The organism is Streptomyces rhizosphaerihabitans, assembly GCF_025399795.1.
Lineage (GTDB): Bacteria > Actinomycetota > Actinomycetes > Streptomycetales > Streptomycetaceae > Streptomyces > Streptomyces rhizosphaerihabitans.
On record NZ_JAODTZ010000030.1, the window covers coordinates 103,841 to 123,790 of the forward strand.

12 protein-coding genes and 1 pseudogene are annotated in these 19,950 nt (G+C 70.0%); 8 read left to right on the forward strand and 5 right to left on the reverse strand.

Features of this window, described 5'->3' with window-relative positions:
- Positions 1-3 precede the first annotated feature (3 nt).
- The 7 genes from N4G66_RS27255 to N4G66_RS27285 all read left to right on the forward strand — a co-directional run bounded on the left by N4G66_RS27255 (position 4) and on the right by N4G66_RS27285 (position 6,698).
- Positions 4-450: an SRPBCC family protein gene (locus N4G66_RS27255; RefSeq protein WP_261706856.1), complete on the forward strand. Its 447-nt coding sequence runs from the start codon at positions 4-6 to the stop codon at positions 448-450.
- The gene (locus N4G66_RS27260) at positions 447-1,535 is read left to right on the forward strand and encodes a hypothetical protein (RefSeq protein ID WP_261706857.1); all 1,089 of its coding nucleotides are present in this window, start codon (positions 447-449) and stop codon (positions 1,533-1,535) included. The genes N4G66_RS27255 and N4G66_RS27260 overlap by 4 nt, the downstream gene beginning before the upstream one ends.
- The gene (locus tag N4G66_RS27265) at positions 1,532-2,077 is read left to right on the forward strand and encodes a hypothetical protein (protein ID WP_261706858.1); all 546 of its coding nucleotides are present in this window, start codon (positions 1,532-1,534) and stop codon (positions 2,075-2,077) included. The genes N4G66_RS27260 and N4G66_RS27265 overlap by 4 nt, the downstream gene beginning before the upstream one ends.
- A complete protein-coding gene (locus N4G66_RS27270) occupies positions 2,074-2,658 on the forward strand; it encodes a dCTP deaminase (RefSeq protein WP_261706859.1) in 585 nt (194 codons plus the stop codon). The genes N4G66_RS27265 and N4G66_RS27270 overlap by 4 nt, the downstream gene beginning before the upstream one ends.
- Positions 2,659-2,662: 4 nt before the next feature.
- A complete protein-coding gene (locus tag N4G66_RS27275) occupies positions 2,663-4,021 on the forward strand; it encodes a cation:proton antiporter (protein WP_261706860.1) in 1,359 nt (452 codons plus the stop codon).
- 853 nt (positions 4,022-4,874) lie between these two features.
- Positions 4,875-5,810 (forward strand): helix-turn-helix transcriptional regulator, encoded by a 936-nt coding sequence (locus N4G66_RS27280; RefSeq protein WP_261706861.1) that lies wholly within the window; start codon positions 4,875-4,877, stop codon positions 5,808-5,810.
- Positions 5,811-6,002: 192 nt separating this feature from the next.
- Entirely contained in the window at positions 6,003-6,698 is a 696-nt protein-coding gene (locus tag N4G66_RS27285) for a response regulator transcription factor (protein WP_261706862.1), read from the forward strand.
- 258 nt (positions 6,699-6,956) lie between these two features.
- On the opposite strand, the gene N4G66_RS45975 is transcribed toward N4G66_RS27285, so the two are convergent.
- The 5 genes from N4G66_RS45975 to N4G66_RS27305 are packed head-to-tail and all read right to left on the reverse strand — an operon-like array spanning position 6,957 to position 19,324.
- On the reverse strand, positions 6,957-7,409 hold the full coding sequence (locus N4G66_RS45975; RefSeq protein WP_391858886.1) for a thioesterase II family protein: 453 nt from the start codon (positions 7,407-7,409) through the stop codon (positions 6,957-6,959).
- Positions 7,406-8,875 (reverse strand): condensation domain-containing protein, encoded by a 1,470-nt coding sequence (locus N4G66_RS27290; RefSeq protein ID WP_261706863.1) that lies wholly within the window; start codon positions 8,873-8,875, stop codon positions 7,406-7,408. Before N4G66_RS27290 ends, N4G66_RS45975 begins: the two co-directional genes overlap by 4 nt.
- A gap of 20 nt (positions 8,876-8,895) precedes the next feature.
- Complete coding sequence (locus N4G66_RS27295; protein ID WP_449343319.1) at positions 8,896-14,730, reverse strand: MupA/Atu3671 family FMN-dependent luciferase-like monooxygenase; 5,835 nt, start codon at positions 14,728-14,730, stop codon at positions 8,896-8,898.
- Between the two features lie 47 nt (positions 14,731-14,777).
- The gene (locus tag N4G66_RS27300) at positions 14,778-18,047 is read right to left on the reverse strand and encodes a type I polyketide synthase (RefSeq protein WP_261706865.1); all 3,270 of its coding nucleotides are present in this window, start codon (positions 18,045-18,047) and stop codon (positions 14,778-14,780) included.
- Positions 18,044-19,324, reverse strand: coding sequence for an MFS transporter (locus N4G66_RS27305; protein WP_261706866.1), 1,281 nt, complete (start codon positions 19,322-19,324; stop codon positions 18,044-18,046). The genes N4G66_RS27300 and N4G66_RS27305 overlap by 4 nt, the downstream gene beginning before the upstream one ends.
- 232 nt (positions 19,325-19,556) lie before the next feature.
- On the opposite strand from N4G66_RS27305, the pseudogene N4G66_RS27310 reads away from it, so the two are divergent.
- Positions 19,557-19,950: pseudogene (locus N4G66_RS27310) on the forward strand (aminopeptidase N); the annotation flags it as partial.

Genomic DNA, 19,950 nt, shown 5'->3' on the forward strand with positions numbered 1-19,950 from the left:
GCAATGCCTGTGATCCAGGCGGACATGGACCTCGCGGGAGTGCATCCGGACGAGGCCTGGTCCGTACTCAAGGGAGGGAAGGCGGTCGCCTCCCGCGCGGGGCACGTCCGCGCCGTGGAGCCGCTGCCGTCCGCAAGCGACGCCACCCGCAGGACCGCGTGGCGGGTGCTGCTCAATGGCAGCGAAGTCTCGTGGGTGCAGCGGGAGTTCGCCGAGCCGGGACCCCGGCTGCGATTCGAGCAGGTGACCGGTGATCTGGAGGAGCTGTCCGGCAGCTGGTCGGTGACGGAGGTGCCCGGCGGTTCCCGGGTCTCGCTCACCGTCAGCTTTCACCTCGGGGTGGACGGGCTGGCTCCGCTGCTCGACCCGATCTGGTCCCAGTCGTTCCAGGCCCATGCCGATGCCCTGCTGCGGGCACTGACCGCGACTCTACGAGAGGAACGCCCGTGATCCGCCAGCTCGACTTCATCAACACGGTGGTCCGGTTCGACATCGATCCGGCGGCGGAAGACGTGTTCGCGCCCGTGCAGCGCTTCTTCCGGCATCTGATCACGGACGGTCCGCAGGACCGCCCGGAGCAGGAGCCGACCTTCCGCATAAAGGTCGCCCCGTACGATCCGAGGACCGATGTGCGGCCGGAGGTGTGGGACGTCCCTCAGTCGGTGATCCGCCGCAGCAACGCACGGGAGTTCAACTTCGACGCCCATGTGGTCGACAAGGGCGGGCGTCGGCTCTACGTGAACCGCGCCACCCTGCTGGACACCCCGGTCGACGTGGCGAAGGACAACGTCTTCCAGATCCGCATCACCGCGGACTCCACCGTCCAGATCATCGACTTCGTACGCGACCTCGTCATCCGCAACGAGGAGAACCACGGCACAGTCGTCCTGCACGCCTCCGGCATCCACGACGGAGAGCGGGCGGTGGTCATCGCCGGGCCGAAGGGCGCCGGCAAGACCACGACCCTGCTGTCCGCGCTCCGCGACCCGAAGTGGCGGTACTTCACCGGCGACAAGCTGTTCTGCACGCGGGAGGACGGCCGGGTCGTGGTGCACCCGTGGCGCGACTACCCGTACGTCGGTGTCGGCACCATCCGCGCCCACGCACGGCTCACGGAACTCGTGCGCGCCCACGTCGACGCGCGGCTGGAAGAGTACGACGACTCGCACAAGATCCTCATCGACCCGGACGTCTTCGAGTCGTGGCTTGGCACACCGTTCTCCGCCGAACCGAAGCCGCTGGCGGCGATCCTGCTGCCCGAGGTGCGGCCGGGCGAGCCGCTGTCCGTGCGCAGGGTGACCGACGACAACGAGCGCTGGGCACAGCTCAACAAGATCGTCGACCGGCAGGTCGACACCACCTTCTTCACCTGGCAGTCCCACCTCGTCCCGGACTACCAGCACTTCTACAGGTCGCTCGCCGAGCTCCGCGACGATCTGCCGTACGTGGACATGATCCGCCTGCGTGGCACGCTGGACGTCGAACCTGACGCGGTCCTCGCCGGCCGGGTCGGCGCGGCGGAGGTGGGCGCATGACCTCGCTGCGGATCACGGTGGTCGCGCCCGCGGGCACCGGGAAGTCCACCTGCGCCGGTCTGATCGAGGAGTTCGCCCGCGCACGGGGCATCTCCCACGCGCGGGTCAAGCTCGCCACTCCCCTGTACGACTTGCAGGCCGAGGTCTACCGCCGAGCCGCCGTCCCGCTGGCCGAGGGCGTTCAGGACCAGATCCTCATGGAAGCGCTCGCGGACGCGATGCGCCGGATCAACCCCACCTCCCTGGCTGACGACTTCACCGCACGGCTCGCGTCGGTACGGGCACGGGTCGTGGTCAACGACGACCTGCGCGACCCGCATGTCGATGCCCCGGTCCTGCGCGGGCACGGCTTTCGCGTGCTGCGCATCACCTGCGACGAGGACATCCGGCTCAAACGCCTCGCGGAACGGGGCGATCCCTCGCGCGCCGACCGCTCCACCCGTGAGATCGACCTGATCGAGCCCGACGCCGTGATCGACAACAGCGGCGATATCGCCGCCTGCCGCACCGCCGTCCACGACCTGTTGAGGAGCTGGCTGTGATACTCAGCGGACCCGAGATCCTTTCCGAGGTGCGGGCCGGCCGCATCCACATCGACGACTTCGACCCGGAGCGCATCGAGCCGAACAGCTACGGCTTCCGGCTCGCCGAGGACATCCTCTGGTACGACGACGAGGTCATCGACTGCTACGAGTCCCCGAAGACCAACCACACCACCATGGGCGAGGAGGGGATGCTGCTGGAGCCCGGCCGCTTCTACCTCGGCGGAACCATGGAGGCCATGGGCAGCCCGCACTACGCGGCCACCCTGTACGCGTGCAGGTCGGCGTCCACGCTGGGCATCTGGATCCAGTTCTCCGCCCCGCTCGGGCACAGCGGCGCGGTGTTCCCCTGGACCCTGGAGATGCAGGTCGCCCATCCGGTACGGATCTACCCCGGAATGATCATCGGGAAGCTCGCCTTCTGGTCGATGCAGGGCGAACCGGTCGGCTACCGCGGCAAGTACACCGGGTCGTCCTCGGCCGTGGCGTCCCGTCTCGCGCTGGAGGCACCCCGCGCCGATGGGGCCGCGGAGCTGCTCGGGCCGGGCATTCCGGCACTCGTGTCGGTCGGCGAGGGCTAGTCGCATGGACCAGGAGAGTCTGTTCCGAGTGTTGGTGTTGTTCGCGCTCCTCCTGGGGGCGGCGCATGCGATGGGCCGGCTGTTCGCCCGCTTCCGGCTGCCAAGCGTCATCGGAGAGATCGTCGGCGGCCTGCTGCTCGGGCCGACTCTCCTGGGCGTGGTGGCCCCGGGCGCTCAGTCCTGGCTGTTTCAGTCGAGCGGTCCCGCCGCGGACGCCCTCCAACTGGCCTCCCAGCTCGGCTCGATCCTGCTCATGTTCATGGCCGGGTCCGAGATGCGCAGCGTCTTCTGCCGCCGGGACGCCCGCGCCGTGACGGTCATCGCCGTGGTCGGCATGGTGCTGCCGTTCCTGCTCGCCGGTCTCCTCGTACAGGCCGTCGATGCCGCACCGTTCTACGGCCCGGCACGCGACGCCACCGCGTTCACCCTGGTCGTGGCCTGTTCGGTGGCCGTGACCAGCATCCCGGTCATCTCCCGGATCATGCTCGACCTGGGCATCATCCGGACCGCGTTCGCCCGGATCGTGCTCTCCGTCGCGGTCCTGGAGGACGTCGTCCTCAACGTGCTGATCAGCGTCGCCCTGGGAATGGCCGACCAGGGGAAGGCCGACGGATTCGGCGCGGCCGCGCTGCTGGGGGTCGGCGCCGGCGGGGAGTCCGCCGCGTACCACGCCGTCGCCTCGGTGTGCTTCCTCGGGCTCGTCGCGCTCGTCGGCCGGGGGCTGGGTCCCCGCGGGGCCGCGGCGGACAGGACGCGGCCCGGCGTCCTGTCGTCCGCCGGCGTGTCGGTGCTGCTGGTCCTCGTACTGGCCGTCGCGGGACTCTGTGTCTTCCTGGGGATTGCGCCGGTCTTCGGAGCCTTCGCGGTGGGACTGTGCGTCAGTTTCGGCCGCGGGGACCAGGACTCGCCGGCCGTGCGGACCGTCAGGGGGTTCGCCTCCGGGTTCTTCATCCCGATGTACTTCGCGATCGTCGGCCTCAAGCTGGATCTCGTCGCCCACTTCGCGCCGGTGCTCGTCGTCGGCTTCCTCGTCTTCGCGTGTGCGGTGAAGGCCCTGAGCGTCTACGGCGGCGCCCGGCTGGCGGGCCACGCCCGGTCCGGGTCGGTCAATCTCGCGGTAGCCATGAACGCACGCGGCGGGCCCGGCATCGTCATGGCGACGCTTGCCTACGACGCACAGATCGTCAGCCCGGAGGTGTTCACCGCCCTGATCCTCAACGCGGTCGTCACCTCGCTGCTCGCGGGCATCTGGCTGGAGCGGGCGGTGGCCCTGGGAGATCCGCTGGGCTCCGACGAGCGCCCCGCACCAGCTCCGACCGACACGGCCGACCTCGTGACGAGCGGCAGGGAACGGCGGAGGTAGCAGCTTCGTTCACGCGGACGGGGCGACGGCATGCATGCCGTCGCCCCGTCTGCGTGGTTTCGGTGCCGAATAGGCCGGCGAAGAGCGCCCAAGGGCTGTCCCGTGATCCCCGGCGGGCGCACGACGACAGCCACGGCACCCCCCAAGCTCTTCGCGCAGGGGGACCCCCACACCGCGTCGTCGGATCGCCCGAATGCGCCCGGTACGAGGACGACCCGCCGCCTCGCGACGCTCCCCCACAGCCCGAAAGGCGTGGGAGGGGCCCCAGCATCCGACGCCGCGCGCTGACCCACCAGGGATTACGGGACAGCCCTTAGCGCAAGCCGGTGAGCGGTTAAAGTACGTCCATGTCGTGGACACCACCACATCACCGATTAGTCGCATGGGGCACGGATCAGTCCCAGCCCGTGTCGTTCAACGTGTCCGCCGAGCGGAGGAGCGACGCATCCCACCCCGTGTCCGCCTGGACGTCAGTGCGCTGGGGTCCGCCGCTCGCTGCCGCACTCAGGGGCAGCCACGCCAAGACGGTGATCGTCAGTGCCACGGCAGGGTATTTCCAAGCTTGCTTGAGGTTCACTTTCCACTCCTCGGAATAGAAACCTTTTGCACTCACGGGAAAAGTTGGACGTTCTCTGCGGGTAGCCGAAAGGTTTCCGCGTCGCTCCGCACCTCGTCCAGACTCACCCAATGGCAGCAAGTGGACGGCACTGATCGACCCAAGGGCAAAAGGGGGAAAATGGGTCACGGGGGCACGCCGAAAATAGAGGAACTCAACGACGACGTAACAGCCGTGTATCTTTACGCGCTTCACGTCAAGAGTCTTCGCCTCGAAGACGCCGTAGTCGATCTGGGGATGAAGCCGGCGGAACTGAAGGCCGCCATCGAACCTCTCCTGGAGCTGAAGCTCTTACGCCGCGGAACAGAAACGGAATCTTTACTGCCGGTGCGCCCGGACATCGCGGCTGCCGATTTCTCGGCACCGATGGAGGAGCACATCCACGCCCAGATGAACCAGCTGCGCCTGCTGCGTACGCAGGTGCTGTCGCTGCTGCCGGTTTATGAAGAACATCTGGCCGAGGCGGGGGACCGGTCCGCCGTCCAGGTGTTCGATGACCCGGGCGAGGTGCGGGGTCTCCTCCGTATCGCGACCACGGAGTGCCGCGAGGAGGTGGTCACCGTCCAGCCGGGCGGCGCCAGGAACCACCGCACTCTGGCCGAGGCACTGCCGCGCGACATCGCCATGCTCGAACGGGGCATCCGTATGCGGGTGTTGTACCAGCACACTGCACGCGGAGACCTGGCCACCCGGTCGTACGTCAGCAAGATCGTCGAATCCGGCGCGGAGGTGCGCACCACGGGTCAGATCGCCGAGCGGCTGATCGTCTTCGATCGCAAGATCGCCTTTCTGCCCAACCGGCCGCGCGACAACGGCCCTCCCGGGGCCGCCGTCGTCCAGGACCGGGTCGTCGTCGCATACCTGCTGCGCCTGCTCGACCAGATGTGGGAGGACGCCGCACCGTTCGAGGTCTCCGACCTGGGCTACCAGGGCACCGTCGTGGAGGTCAGGCGGTCGATCCTGCGGCTCATGGCCCGCGGACTGTCCGACGAGGCGGTGGCCCGGCGCATGGGGATGGCCCTGCGGACCTGTCGGCGGCACATCGCTGCGATCATGCAGGACCTGGGGGTCAGCAGCCGCTTCCAGGCCGGCATCGCCGCCCAGCGGCGGGGCTTGCTCGACGATGTGGCCGACGTCGGATTCACCGAGGAGGGTTCACGGGAGACCGGGTGAGCGACCGACCGGCCGGCCAGGACCCCCGGGTGCCCACTGAGGCTTATGTTCGAATTGTCTTTGGCGTGATGATGCAGGCCAGTTGCTGCCACCGGTCCTCGCTGGACCGGCGGCAGACCCGTAACGGACGATTGAGTCAGCAACGATTCGCATGAGAAGCCACCTGTGAGGTCCTGCATGCCGGGAGCAGAATTGACGGACGATCCGGGGAAGAAACGAGCTGTTGTTGCCGACGATCTGCCGCTCATTCGCTGCGGGCTCCGCATCGTCGCGGAACGATGCGGGTTCGGCATCGTGACAGAGGTGGAAAGCATTCCGGAACTCCGGTGCAGCTTCGCGGCGGCACCGCCCGCTCTGCTCATCGCCGGCACCAACCTGCTCGGTGCCGACCTCATCGCCGAGATTCCCGGTGCACTGCGTCGGATTCCGGAACTCCGTATCGTTGTCGCCGGGTCGCAGGGAGACGTCTCTGCGGCGCAGTCCGCAATCCGCGCGGGTGCCCACGGCTATATTCACAAGGGCAGCAGAATCGGAGAATTGCATTCCGCGGTCCGCGCGGTACTTGCCGGCGGGATGTACATCGATCCGCAGCTCGTCGGCCAGCTCCTCTATGACGATCCGGTCGAGCCCGTCGCCGGGTTGAGCCGCCGTGAGCTGGACGTCCTGGAAATGATCTCGAATGGACTGACCAACCGTCAGATAGCGTCCCGCCTGCACATCGGCGTACGGACGGTGGAGGAGTGCCGGGCGGTCATACGCCGCAAGACCGGGCTGAACGACCGCAGCGAACTGACCGCCTTCGCCCGGAGAGTGACCGGATCGATGGTCTCCCGTGGACACGGCAGCCCGGCGGTCCACCGTGCCGGTGCCCTCGGCAGGCGGGGCTGACAGGCCTCGTCTGCCGAGGGCACCCGCTCCGACTCGCGCAGGGCGCGGTTCACCTGTGCCACGGCTTCCGCCGCCCGCTCGGCGTGGAAGAAATCGCCCGCGCCGTCGAGCACCACCGTCCGGGCCGCCCTTCGGGTCACCCGGTGCCGGCCCGGCGCCTCCTCCGGCGTGGTCACCACATCCCGCGTGCCCACCAGCACGGTGAGAGGACAGCCGATCCGCTCCAGCGGACGGGTCGCGCGGTACTCCTCGTACATCCTAAAGTCGCGGCGCACCCGCGGCTCGAAGTGGGCGACCGCCTCCTCGTGCAGCAGCAGTTCCCGCGGCACACCGCCGAGCGCCGCCACCGCTTCGAGGAACTGCCGGTCGGGCAAGGTGTGCAGGGACCCGGTACCGGTGAGCAGACGGGGCGGTCGCACGGCTCCGACGAACAGATGCACCGGCTCGGCCGTCTCTCCCCAGCCGCCGCACCGTCTCGAAGGTCAGCAGACCGCCGAGGCTGTGCCCGTACAGGACGTACGGGCCGCCCGCGGCGTGCTCGGCGACTCGCTCCGCAATCTCGGCGAGCCCCTGCGCGAAGGGCAGGCCGGTGGCCGTGCGCGCGCTCGGCAGATCCAGCGCGACCGACTCCACCCCCCGGCGCAGATATGGACGCCAGCGGTCGAAGGCCCGCGCCGAACCGCCCGCGTGCGGAACGCAGAACAGTTTCACGACGCGGCTCCGAGGCCCGCCGCGCGATGGAGCAGCGCGACGTAGTCACGGATCCAGCCGCGTACCGTGGCCGCGTCCCACAGGTCGGTGGAGAACTCCGCGTATCCGGACAGGACGTCGCCGACGGGGATCAGTCCGAGCCCCAGCTCGTCGCGGGACGCGGCCCCGGCGACCGGGGTGACGGCCGCCGTCACATCAGGCAGGGCGAGGCCCGGTCCGAGGTCGAGCGAGTTCTGGAAGTGAAAGCTGATCGGCAGCGCCGCCCCCGTCGAGGTATCGGGCGCGAGATACGGCTCGACATCCGAGACCGGCAGCAGCCGCTCGATCGACTCCAGGGCGCCGAGCCCCGTCCGGGCGGCCAGCACGCCGAGGTCCGCGTCGTCTCCTGCGGTGAGCCGCAGGACGAAAGGGGTGGCGGTGCAGGCCGCGAGAGCCTCCAGCTCCCGGCGTTCCCGGTTCGCGTACGGTGCGACCACGGGCAGTTCCGGTCGGCCCGACAGCTTGCACATCAGCATTCCGAAAGCCGCCGCGCAGACCGCGAACCCCGTGGTGCCGTGGCGGGCCGCACACGCCTCCACCGCCTGCCGTGTCCCGGCCGGCACCGTGAAGAACTCCGTGGCGCCGCGCCCGCTCAGCCTCTTCGGCCTCGGTCGGTCGAGCGGCAGAGCATGCCCGGCCCGCAGGCCGCGCAGCGTACCGGCCCAGTAGGCCCGGCTGCGGGCTCCGTATGCCGGATCCGCCGCCCTGTCCTGCTGCCACAGCGCGTACTCCAGCGTCTGCGGCACCCGGGAATCCAGGTCCAAAGGCCGACCCGTCACGATCGCCGTGTAAAGCGCCGCGAGTTCACTCAGCAGCAGACTCACCGACCAGCCGTCGCAGGCGGAATGGTGCAGCACGAGCACCAGCGTCCAGGCCCGCGGCCCGGTGCGCAGCAGCCGCAACCTCGGCGCGGTGCCCACGCACGGGTCGAACGCCACGGCCGCCTCCTTCTCCGCGATCCGCCGCGCCGCGCCCTCCGGGTCGTCCTCCTCCGTCAGGTCCTCAACGGGCAGGAGCAGCGGGCGGGATGACATCACCTCCTGCTGCCACTGAGCCCCGTCCCTGCGGTACCGAGTTCGCAGCGACTCGTGCCGCAGTACCAGCCCTGCGAGCGCGCCCCGCAGGGCGCAGACGTCCAGTGCTCCTTCGAAGCCGACGCGGAACGGCACATTGAGCACCTGGGGAAGCGGCACCTTCTCATGCACGGCCAGATACCGCCGCTGCTCCCGGGTCACCGGCCCGCTCCGCACCACCCGCCCAGTTCCGAGCCGCACCAGCAGCTCGCTCTTCAGCTCCCGCAGCGCGGCCAGCAGCTGCGGTGTCACGGCGGCTGCGGGCCCGTCGTAGCGCAGCCGTTGCCCGTCCGGGGAGAGCCGCACATCGGACCCGGCGAGCCGCACCAGCAGCTCGTCGGTCCGGTCCGCCACGGCTCCTCCTGGTGGGCGGGTCACAGGGTGCCCGCCGCTCGGTCGCCCGTCCGCACCTCGGCGCCCGGCCGCTCCGAGAGCCGCGCGGCCATGGCCCGCACGGTCGGTGCCTGGTAGAAGCGCGCCATCGGGTAGTCCGTGCCGAAGGCCTCCCGTACGCGGTTCAGCAGGCGTATGGCTGTGATCGAGTGGCCACCGAGGTCGAAGAACGAGGTGTCGAGCCCGATTTCGTCGATGTCCACGTCGAACTCCGCCGACCAGATCAACCGGACCCGGAACTCCGGTGATTCCGTGCCGGGCGTCTCCCGGGCCGGAGCCGGGCCGGGCTCCTGCCCGGCAGGAGCCGTGCCGGGCGCGGAACCCGTGGGCCCCGGGGACGCCACCAGCCGGGGTGCCGACAGGCCCGCCCGGTCAACCTTGCCGTTCCCGGTGACCGGCAGCGCGGGCAGGATCGACCAGGCTCGGGGCACGAGGTGTTCCGGGAGCCGCTCGGCCAGCTCGGCGCACAGCCGGTCGGCGGCGGCCTGGTCGTCCCCGTCCTGCCCGGCAGCGGATCCGGCCCGCGGATCGGCCGCGGGCTCGGACAGGACTACGTACGCCGCGAGACAAGCCTCGTCCCGGCTGTTCCTGCGGGCCGTCACCAGGGCATCGCGGACTCCGGGCAGCGCGAGCAGGGCCCGTGAAACCTCTTCCGGCTCCACTCGGAAGCCGCGGATCTTCACCTGGTCGTCGGCGCGTCCGTGGAACTCCAGCGTGCCGTCGGCGGTCCACCGCACGAGATCGCCCGTCCGGTACAGACGGCTGTCGCCCGATGCGTCGTTCGGGTCCGCCACGAACCGCTTCGCTGTCGCCTCCGGCCGACCGAGGTAGCCACGGGCGACCCCGGCGCCACCGATGTGCAGTTCCCCCACGGTGCCCGCCGGGACGGGCGTGCCCTGGGCGTCGAGCACCCGCAGCCGCACACCGTCGATGGGCCGCCCGATGGGCACAGGGCCCGGGTCGGCTCCGGGTGGCGCGGGGGCGACCTCCTCCAGGGTGCACAGAACGGTGCCCTCCGTCGGCCCGTATGCGTTGAAGACCCGGTACGGCGTACCGGGGCGCGGCCTGCGCCGCATGACGTCGCCGCCGATCAGCAGCTGCCGGAGGGCGGGCTGCCGCGCCAGGTCCAGCTGGAGAACCGCCTCGCCCAGGGGCGTGGGCAGGATCGAGAAGGTCACGCCCTCGGTGGTGTACCAGCGGGCGAGGGCGGGGGGATCGAGGCGGGACGCCTCGTCGACGACGGCGAGGGACGCTCCGGCGGTCAGCGCCGGCCAGATCTCCAGCACCGCGGCGTCGAAGGCCGGACTGCACACCAGTGCGCTGCGGTCCTCGGCCGAGAAGTCGAAACGCCCCTTGTGCCACCGGCACAGGTTCACCAGATTGCGGTGGGTGACGACGACCCCGTTGGGCCTGCCGGTGGTGCCGGACGTGTAGATGACGTAGCAGGGGTCGTCGGGCATGCCCGACGACGCTTCGTGAACCGGTGTCACGGCCTCGCCGTCGCAGGCCTCCGCGACATCGAGCACTGTGATACCCGGAACCGGCCGCACCAGCTCCCGCCCGGCGTCCGATGTCACCAGCAGCTGCGCGCCGCAGTCGGCCAGGACGCGCTCCGCGTGCGCCGCGCCGAGGGCGGGGTCCAGCGGAACGTACGCACAGCCCGACTTGAGCACGCCGAGCTGCGCGACGACCAGGTCCGCCGACCGCGGCAGCAGCACGGCGACCAGCCCCTGCGCAGCGTGCGCCCGGAGCATGGCGGCGAGTCGCTCGGCTCGTGTGTCCAGCTCCCGGTAGCTCAACACCGTTGTTCCCTGCACCACGGCGGTACGCCCCGGGTGCGCCGCGGCCTGTCGGGCGATCAGGCCGTGGACGGTGGCGTCGTCCTGCTCCACCGTGCGCGCGGCCGATGGGGCGTCAGGCTCCCGTACGGCTGCGGAGAGGATCTCGCGCAGCGAGGTGAAAAACGCCTCGACGGTGTCTTCGTCGAACAGGTCGGTGCTGTACTCCAGATGGCAGCGAATGCCCTCGGGAAGATCGGTGAAGTACACCGAGAGATCGGTGAGTGCCTTGTCGGGCCCGGCATCGAGCGGGACGGCGCGGACGTCCGGCAGGTCGAAGCGGAACGGGTCTGCCCTCTCGAACTCGGCCAGCACCTGGTACACCGGCGTGCGATCGGTGCGCCGCTGCGGGTTGAGGGCCCGCACGACCGTCTCGAACGGCACCGAGGCATGGTCGTACGCGTCCAGGGCCGTCCCCCGCACCCTCCGCAGCAACTCGGCGAACGACGGGGCGCCGGACAGATCGAGGCGCAGCGCGACGGTGTTGACGAAGAAGCCGACAAGGTCCTCTGCCCCGGCAGGGCGGTTGGACACCGGTGTTCCGACGACGATGTCGTCCTGGCCGGTGACGCGGTGGAGTGCGGCCGCGTACCCGGCGAGCAGTGTCATGAAGAGGGTAACGCGACGGGAACGGCTCAACTCTCTTATGGAGGCGGAGAGTTCGGGGTCGAGCGTGCGGAACAGGGCCCGGCCGCGGCCCGTCATGGTGCTGGGCCGCGGCCGGTCGCCAGGCAGGTCCAGCACGGGCAGCTCGCCGTCCAGCACGTCCCGCCAGTACGCCAGGTCTGCCTCGTCGTGGGCGGGTTCGGTGGCCGCCCGCGCGCCGTGGCCGGCCGCGAGCTCCGGCAGCGGGGCCGCCGTACCGGTGCGTGCGGCCCGGTAGAGCGCCGATAGATCGCGGGCGATGACGGCCGCGGACTCGGCGTCCACCACGATGTGGTGCATCGCGAGCACCAGCACGTGCTCGTCAGGGCCCAGCCGGACCAGCCGGGCCACGAACAGCGGGCCTTCCGCGAGATCGAAGAGGCGTGCTCCCTCCGCGTCCAGCACGTCGCGGACGGCGGTGTCGACGACGGAGAAGTCCGGCTCACCGGCGGGCAGCACGAACTGCCGGGGCTCGCCGTCCACGTCACGGAACACCGTCCGCAGGTTCTCGTGCCGGGCCACAAGCCCACGCAGCGCCGAGTGCAGCGCGGACACGTCCAACGGTCCTTCCAGGCGTACCGCCTTCGTCTCGTTGTAGGCCGTCCCGCCCGGGAACATCCGCTCAAGGAACCACACACTCCGCCGGCCGGCCGACAGCGGGGTCCCGCTGTCCGCGGGAGCGCTGCTCCGCCGGTACGAGGCGCGCAGCGCGTCGAGTCGGCCGAGTCCGGCCCGCAGCCGGTCGGCGGAGAGCCCGAAGTCGACGAGGGAGACGATCTCGTCCGCCCCCGCCGCACTGACCGCGTCGACGACCGGCGTCACCGAGGCGGGGGTGCCGATCAGCGCCCGCTGGTCGCAGTAGCGGTGATAGGCGCGGCGGAACAGGACATCCAGATCGTCCGGGCTGAGGGCATCCAGGTCCACCTGGTAGCCGAGGCTGTTGGACACCCCGCCGAAGAGCGACAGCGACGATCGCATGTAGCGCGCCAGCGGTTCGTACGCCTCGGCGCGTGCTGTTTCGTGGTCGTCGGCCAGATAGGTGTGCAGGAGTACGGCGACCCGGCCCGCGGCCGGATCGAGGCCGTGCTCGGCACGGGTCCTGCGGTACAGCGCGATGTTCTCGGCGAGCCGCTCCACGCTCTGTGCCATCAGATTGGTGACGATGCCCAGGTCGTTCCGCGCCGCCAGGGCGTACGAGTCCGGGTTGCCGACCACGGCCGCGTACATGGGCACTGCTGCCTGGAGGGGCTGCGGGAACAGCCGCACCTCGCGCTCGCCGTCGCCGGTGCGCCGCAACAGCCCTTCGCCGCGCCACAGTCGGCGCACCTCGTCCAGCTGCTCGTACATCGTCTCCTTGTGCCGGCCGAAGCGGTCGGGGAAGAAGACGAAGTCGTTGGCGTGCCAGCCGCTCGCGCAGCCGATGCCGACGCGCCCTCCGGACAGGTTGTCGACCATCGACCACTCCTCCGCGACGCGGATGGAGTCGTGCAGGGGCAGGACCACGGATCCCCCGTTGATCCGGACACGGGACGTCTCGCGGGCGAGCGCGGCCGCGAGGACGACAGGGTTCGGGAAGAGGCCGCCGAAGGAGTGAAAGTGCCGTTCGGGTGTCCAGAGGGCGTGGAAACCGTGGGCGTCGGCGAAGCGGGCGGCGTCCAGAAGCAGTTCGTAGCCCGCCTGCGGACTGGTGTTCTCCGGATAGTCGCCGAAGAAGTAGAGGCTGAAGTCGGGGGCAGCGGGCCGGGGGGTGACCACGGAAACCCTCTCCGGCTCGGGAGCCGTGCCCGTGCCCGGCTCATGTGTCCTTGCGACGCGGAGCGCCGGAGCCGGGCGGGTACGTGCCGGGCCGCCGGGAAAGAACCCCGCTTCGCGCAGTTCGCGCAGTGAGCCCTTGACGGCGTCGGTGACCTCCGCCAGGTCCTCGTCGGTGTGCGCCGTGGACAGGAAGAAGTTCCGCCACTCCCAGACGTGTACACCGCGCAGCATCAGATGGTGGTAGAGCAGCTCCATGTCGGCCCGGTGCTCGAAGCGGAACATCGATCCGAAATGGGCCAGCCGCAGCGGGAACTCCTCTGCCGCGAAGAATCCGTTGAGCTCGGCCGCGAACCGGTCCGTCCGCGCGTTCAGACGCTCCTGGAGGCCGGGACCCTGCTCCTTGAGATGGGCGAGGACCGCGCGGGCCGCGACCATGGACACCGGGTGCTGGATGTACGTACCCCCGAAGAAGGTGGTGTCCGCCCGGGGGTAGCTGTCGTCCCCGTACTGCCAGAAACCGCCGTCGACGCCGTCCATGATGTCCGCGCGGCCGGCGATGGCCCCGATCGGGTAGCCGCCGCCGAGCAGCTTGCCATAGGTCGCGAGATCAGGGGTGACGCCGTACAGCTCCTGCGCCCCGCGCAAGGCGGGGCGGAATCCGGTCAGCATCTCGTCGAATATCAGGACAATGCCATGGCGCCGGGTCAGTTCACGCAGGCGGCGCACGAACGCGACGGGCCGCAGCGAGGGGTGGCGGCTCTGCACGGGCTCGATCACCACGGCCGCGATGCGGTCGGCGTGCCGCTCGATCGTGGCCAGCGATTCCTCGTTCCCGTAGTCGAGGACCAGCAGCTCGGCGACGGCGCTGTGCGGGATGCCGGGAGAGACGGGCACGGTGGGTCGGTCGTCCGGCGCGCCGGAGCCGCGGCCCAGCACGTTGTCCGCGTGTCCGTGGTACGAGCCGTGGAAAGTCACCACCAGGTCGCGGCCGGTGGCCGCGCGGGCCAGCCGCAGCGCCCCGGAGTTCGCTTCCGTGCCGGAGTTGGCGAAGGCCACGCGCTCCATGCCGGTGAGACCGGCCAGCAGTTCGGCGGCCTCACCGGTCTCCTCGGCGCGAGGGCCGAGCCGGATGCCCCGGGAGAGGTGGCGGCGGACAGCCTCGGCGACGAACGGCGGTTCATGACCGAAGAGCAGGACACCGAAGCCCATGGTGATGTCGACGTACCGATTGCCGTCGATGTCCTCCAGACGGACACCGCCCGCCCGGTTCGCCGCGATCGGGTACAGCATCTCCTTGGTGCTGCTGCGGAAGCCGACCACGGCCCGGCTGTCCGCCAGGACGCGGCGGTGGCGGGCGGCGAGCTCCTTCGACCGGGGTGTTCTGCTCGTGTAGCGGCGAACCAGGTCGTCGAGGTGGGCTTTCTGGGTGCTCGGCGCGGTTTCGCCGACCATTCCGGAAGCGCGGGAGACGGTCACGTGCGGGCCGTGCACCGAGGGCACGGCGCTCTCCGGGGGATCCGGTTCCGCGGAACCGGGAGTGCCGAGCTGGCCGTCGATGCGCCGGGCGAGCTCGGTCATGGCGGCCAGATCCCTGTCGATGGCTACGCCGGGGGTCGCGGTGCCCGTCACCTGACCACGCTCCCGTTCACCGCGGTGGCCAGCAACTGGGTCAGCTGGCTCATCAGCTGGAGCTGGATCTGTGAGATCTGCATGACCTGGCGGGTCAGATCGGCCAGTTCGCCCCGCGTGGCGTACTCCGTGTGACCGAACGCGGCCGGCGCGGCCGGCGCGGGCGAGACGGGCGCGGCCTGCACGGGCGCGAACGAGACGGGCTCAGGCGGCAGGGGCTGGATGGGTGAGACGGGTGTGGTGGCGATGGTTGGCGCCAGTGTCACCTCCGGTGCGGACAGCGGCGATTCCGAGGCGGTCCCGGCACCGCCGGTGCGGCCGACGATCAGCTCCGCAAGCTGCCCGGGAGTCGCGGCTTCCTCGAACAGCTCCCGCATCGCCACCTTCACCCGGTGCTCCTGCTCCAGCTCCCGCAGAACGTTGATCATCTGCAGCGAGTCCGCCCCCAGGTCGAAGAACGATGTGTCTGGGGTGATCTCCTGCTCCGAGTAACCCAGGTGGCGTGCCGTCACTTTGATGATGTGCCGCCGCACGCGCTCGGTGACCGACCACGATTCCATGACTGTGACCCCATCCCTCGTCGATTCGCCAGTGCCGTCCTTCGTCGGCTGCGGTCCTGTCCAGTACTTCTTGTGCTGAAAGCGGTAGCCGGGCAGCGGAATACGGCGCCCGTCGCATCCTTCGAGCAGCGCCCGCCAGTCAAGGGGCGCCCCCTCGCAGTGCAGCGCCGCGACCGCCTCCCACAGCGCTTCGAGCCGACTGCCCCGGCGCAGGCTGGGGAGCGCCCGTACGCTCGGTACCGCTTCGCGCGCCAGTGAGCACAGAGTGCTGTGCGGTCCGGCCTCGACCAGTGCGCCGGCCCCAGACTCCGCCAGCGCGTCCAGAACCGCGTCGAAGCGCACCGGCTGCCGCGCCTGGCGCAGCAGATACGCTGCGTCCGGCACCCATCCGGTCGGCTTCACGGCCCCGTCGATCCCACTGATGAACGGCACCCGTACCGGCCGGAACGCGACATCGGCGAGCGTGCCCCGGAACTCCTCCAGAACCGGATCCATCAGCGCCGTGTGGAACGCCCGGTCCACGGGCAGCCGGTGGCACGGCACTCCGCGTTCGTCCAGCATTCGGCGCAGCCGGTCCACGGCGGCGGCCGGACCAGCCAGCACATGACGCAGTTCACCGTTGCCGACCGCGTACTCCACACCGGGCACCTCCGTCGCGTACCGCTCAGCATCCGCCCGGCCGGCCTCCACGGCGACCATGCCACCCGGTGCGCCGAGCTGCTCGGTCAGCCGACCGCGCCGCGCTGTGAGCAGCAGCCCGTCCCGCAGGCTCAGTCCCCCCGCCGCGTACAGGGCGGCGTACTCACCGAGACTGTGTCCGGCCGTGGTCCTGGGGGCGATGCCGAAGGATGCCCACAGTTCAGTGAGCGCGCACTGGAGGGCGAACAGCGCGGGCTGTGCCTGCTCGGTGCGCCACACCGGATCCGCGGCTCCCGGTGTCAGCATGCGCTCCAGGAGCGAAGTGCCGGACTCCGCCCGGTACAGCTCCTCGCAGCTGTCCAGGACGTTCTGCACGACCGGGAACCGCTCGTACAGCGGTCCGGCCATGTTCCGGTAGGTGCTGCCCTGCCCCGTGAACATGAACGCCGCGCCCGCGAACCCGCCGCCTGCCGCACCCGTGGCCACCGCCGCCGTGGCTCCTCGAAGATGGGCGTCGAGGGCGTCCGCGAGGGCGTCCGGGGTGGCACCCCGGACCACAAGACGGTGCCGGTGGCTGCGGCGCCCGAGAGCAGCCGTGGTGACCAGGTCGGCCGGGTCGGTATCCGGGGCACGGCGCAGGCGGTCGCGGAATGCGCGGGCGTTGGCGGCGAGCGCCGCCTCTGTACGGCCCGAGATCGGCAGCAGCGGTGGCGGCGGTACGGCGCCGACGGCCCGCGCCGCGGGAGCCGGGGCCTCTTCCAGGATCATGTGGACATTTGTGCCGCCAACCCCTAGGGAGGTGACCCCCGCTCTGCGTGGGGAGGCGTCCGCCGGCCACTCCTGGGCTCCCGCGGGTATGTAGAAGGGGCTGCTGCGCAGATCGAGCGCGGGATTCGGACTGCCGAAACCCGCCATGGGCGGGATCACTCCGTGGCGCAGTACCAGCACTGCCTTGATGAGCCCGGCCAGCCCGGAACACACGTCGAGATGGCCGATGTTGGCCTTTGTCGACCCAAGGGCGCAGTGGCCCGTACGGTCGGTGTCCTCGCGGAACGCACGTGCCGCGCCCTCGAATTCGATCGGATCGCCTTTGAAGGTGCCGGTGCCGTGCGTCTCCAGATAGCCGATCGTGCCGGCGTCCACCCCGGCCGCGTCGAGCGCGCGGCGGATGGCCCGGTACTGGCCGGTGGCGCTCGGTGCCGTATACGCCGCCTTTCCGGCGCCGTCGTTGGTGACACCCCAGCCGCGGATCACGGCGTGCACGGTGTCGCCGTCGGCCAGTGCCCGGTCCAGCCGCTTGAGGACGACCGCCGCTACTCCGGCACCGCCCACCGTGCCGTCGGACTCCGCGTCGAAGGCGCGCAGAACGCCCGTCCGAGAGAGGATCGAGCCCTTGACGTACTGGTAGCCGAGCACTTGCGGGAAATGTACGGCGGTGGCCCCGGCGACCGCCACGTCGGCGTCGCCCGCGAGGACCGACTGGGCGGCGAGCTGGACGGCCACCAGCGAACTGGAGCAGCCGGTCTGGACGTTGACCGACGGTCCGGTCAGTCCGAGGCGGAAGGAGGCCCGAGTCGCCGTGAAGTCACAGTAGTTGCCGACCATGGTCTGCATGCGGGAGACCCAGTCGTCGCCGATACCGCCGGGCAGGACGTTGTTGAGCAGGTAGTTCTGCATGGCGTAGAGGTGGTAGCCGGTGCTGGCGAACATGCCGACGCACAGACCGTCCTGCTCCTGCGGATAGCCGCTGTCCTCCAGGGCGTGCTGGCAGCACTCCAGGAACAGCCGATGCTGGGGATCGGTGACCGTCGCCTCCCGGGAACTCATCCCGAAGTATTCGGCGTCGAATCCCGAGATGTCGCGAAGGAAGCCGCCGGCGGCCACGAATCCTGGGGCAGTGTAGGTGGCGGATGGAATTCCGGCCGCTTCCAGTTCACTTGGCGTGAAATGCTGCAAGGACACCTTTCCGGTCCGGATGTTGTCCCAGAATCTCTCGGGGGAATCGGCGCCGGGAAAGCGGAACGACATACCGATGACGGCGATCTGGGCGGTGTCCGCTGTTTTCATGAGCTCGTTCCTTCGACTCGTGAGCCGTGAACGGTTCTGTCGGCAGCGCGGGTGTCGGCGATCGCACCGGGCGGCCTCGAGGCGCGCCGGCCCGCCGGCACCAGCCAGGCGAGCAGCGCCACGCACAGTGCGATGGCCAGACCGTGGAAGGCGCCCACCACCTCAAGCGGCGAGTAGCTTTCCAGCAGGGTGGCGCTGACCAGCATCCCCAGTCCGAATCCGGTGTTCTCGGCGACCGCCGACAGCCCGAACACTCGCCCGCGCCACTGATCCGGCGCCTCCTGTAGGCGCGTCACGTAGGCGATCTCGGTGAAGCCGTCGGCCATGCCGGCCAGCAGCGCCGCGCACACGGCGGGGAGCGTCGGCAGGCCGCTGAACACGAGAATGAACGCGGCCGACATCACGCACGCACCCAGCGCGAAGGCGCGCTCGCCGGGCGCTCGGCCAGTCTTACGTGTGAACCGCCCGCACACCTGTTGCGCGACGATGTTCCCCATCGCCCAGGTCGCCCAGAACTGGCTGATGAACGCGGCCGGATGTGCCGCGTCCAGGGCGGCCGAATGGATGGGCAGAGCCACGTTGTGGGACGAGGACCCGAGCCCGTCGACGGCGCGGACGGCGATCATCGCGGCGATCACCGGCAGGGCGCGCAGCAGGGCCGGCGTCGTCGGGACGGGTGCCTCGGTGACCCCCTTGCCGGTCGTGCCCTCCGTCGTCGCATCCGCCCGGGTGCGCAGTGGCAGAAGCGAGAGGACCAGCGCGGACACGGCGAAGGTGGCGGCGTCGACGAGGAGCGCCGCGGAGTAGCCGAACGCCGCGGTGAGCACTCCGGCCGACGAGAATCCGGCGACCATCGCGAGTGACCGGCCGGTGACCACCAATCCATTGGCAGCGGCCCGCAGTTCGGCCCCCACCATCTCCGGAATGCTGCTGCGCAACGTGATCTGCGACAGCGTGGAGCAGGCCCCGGTCACCACCGCGAAGGCATAGACCGCGACGAGCCGCGCCCCACCGGGCACCAGAAACGTCCCGCTCAGCGCCACGGCCTGGACGAGGTCCGACCCCATCAAGAGCCTCTTGCCGTCGTACCGGGACACGAGCGCCCCGCTGACGAAGCCGGCAACCACCGTGGCCAGCAGCCGAACAGCCAGAAAGACACCGACAGAGAGGGCACTTCCGGTCAATTGATAGATGAATACATTCAGTGAAACCATGTTCAGGTAGCTGCCGAAGGCAGAAAGGGCATTTCCGGCCACCAGGAGGCGGAAGTGGCGCATCTGAGGCCTTTCCTCGTCCGGTTCCAAATGGATCCAAGCAGCCGGCCGCGCCGGCGACCACGAGAAATGACCGCCGATCCCTGCGGATTCCCCGTACCTCCCGGTTGCTTCGCGCCCTCCGTGACGATTTGCCCACGGTCGTGGCCGCCGCTCCGCTGTTAGGCTCCCGCCTCATATGGGGCGATGACCGGAACGCCTATCGGAATGGCCGCACAGCACAGGAGTGATCTCGATGTCTGGCACGAACCTGACCCGCGAAGAGGCCCGGCAACGGGCCCAGTTCCTCGACGTCGACTCATACGACATTCACCTCGATCTCTCCGGCGCCCGGGAAGGAGGAACCTTCAGGTCGGTGACCACCATCCGCTTTCACGCCCTCCGGCCGGGGGCAGAGACCTTCGTCGACCTGGTCGCACCGGAGGTGCACGAGGTCGTGCTGAACGGCGTTTCCCTCGATCCGGCCGCCGTCTTCCATGAGTTCCGGATCGGGTTAAAGCACCTCGCGGCGGGTCCGAACGAGCTGACAGTCGTCGCGGACTGCGCTTACACGAACACGGGTGAGGGCCTGCACCGCTTCGTCGACCCTGCAGACCAACAGGCCTACCTGTACACCCAGTTCCAGGTGG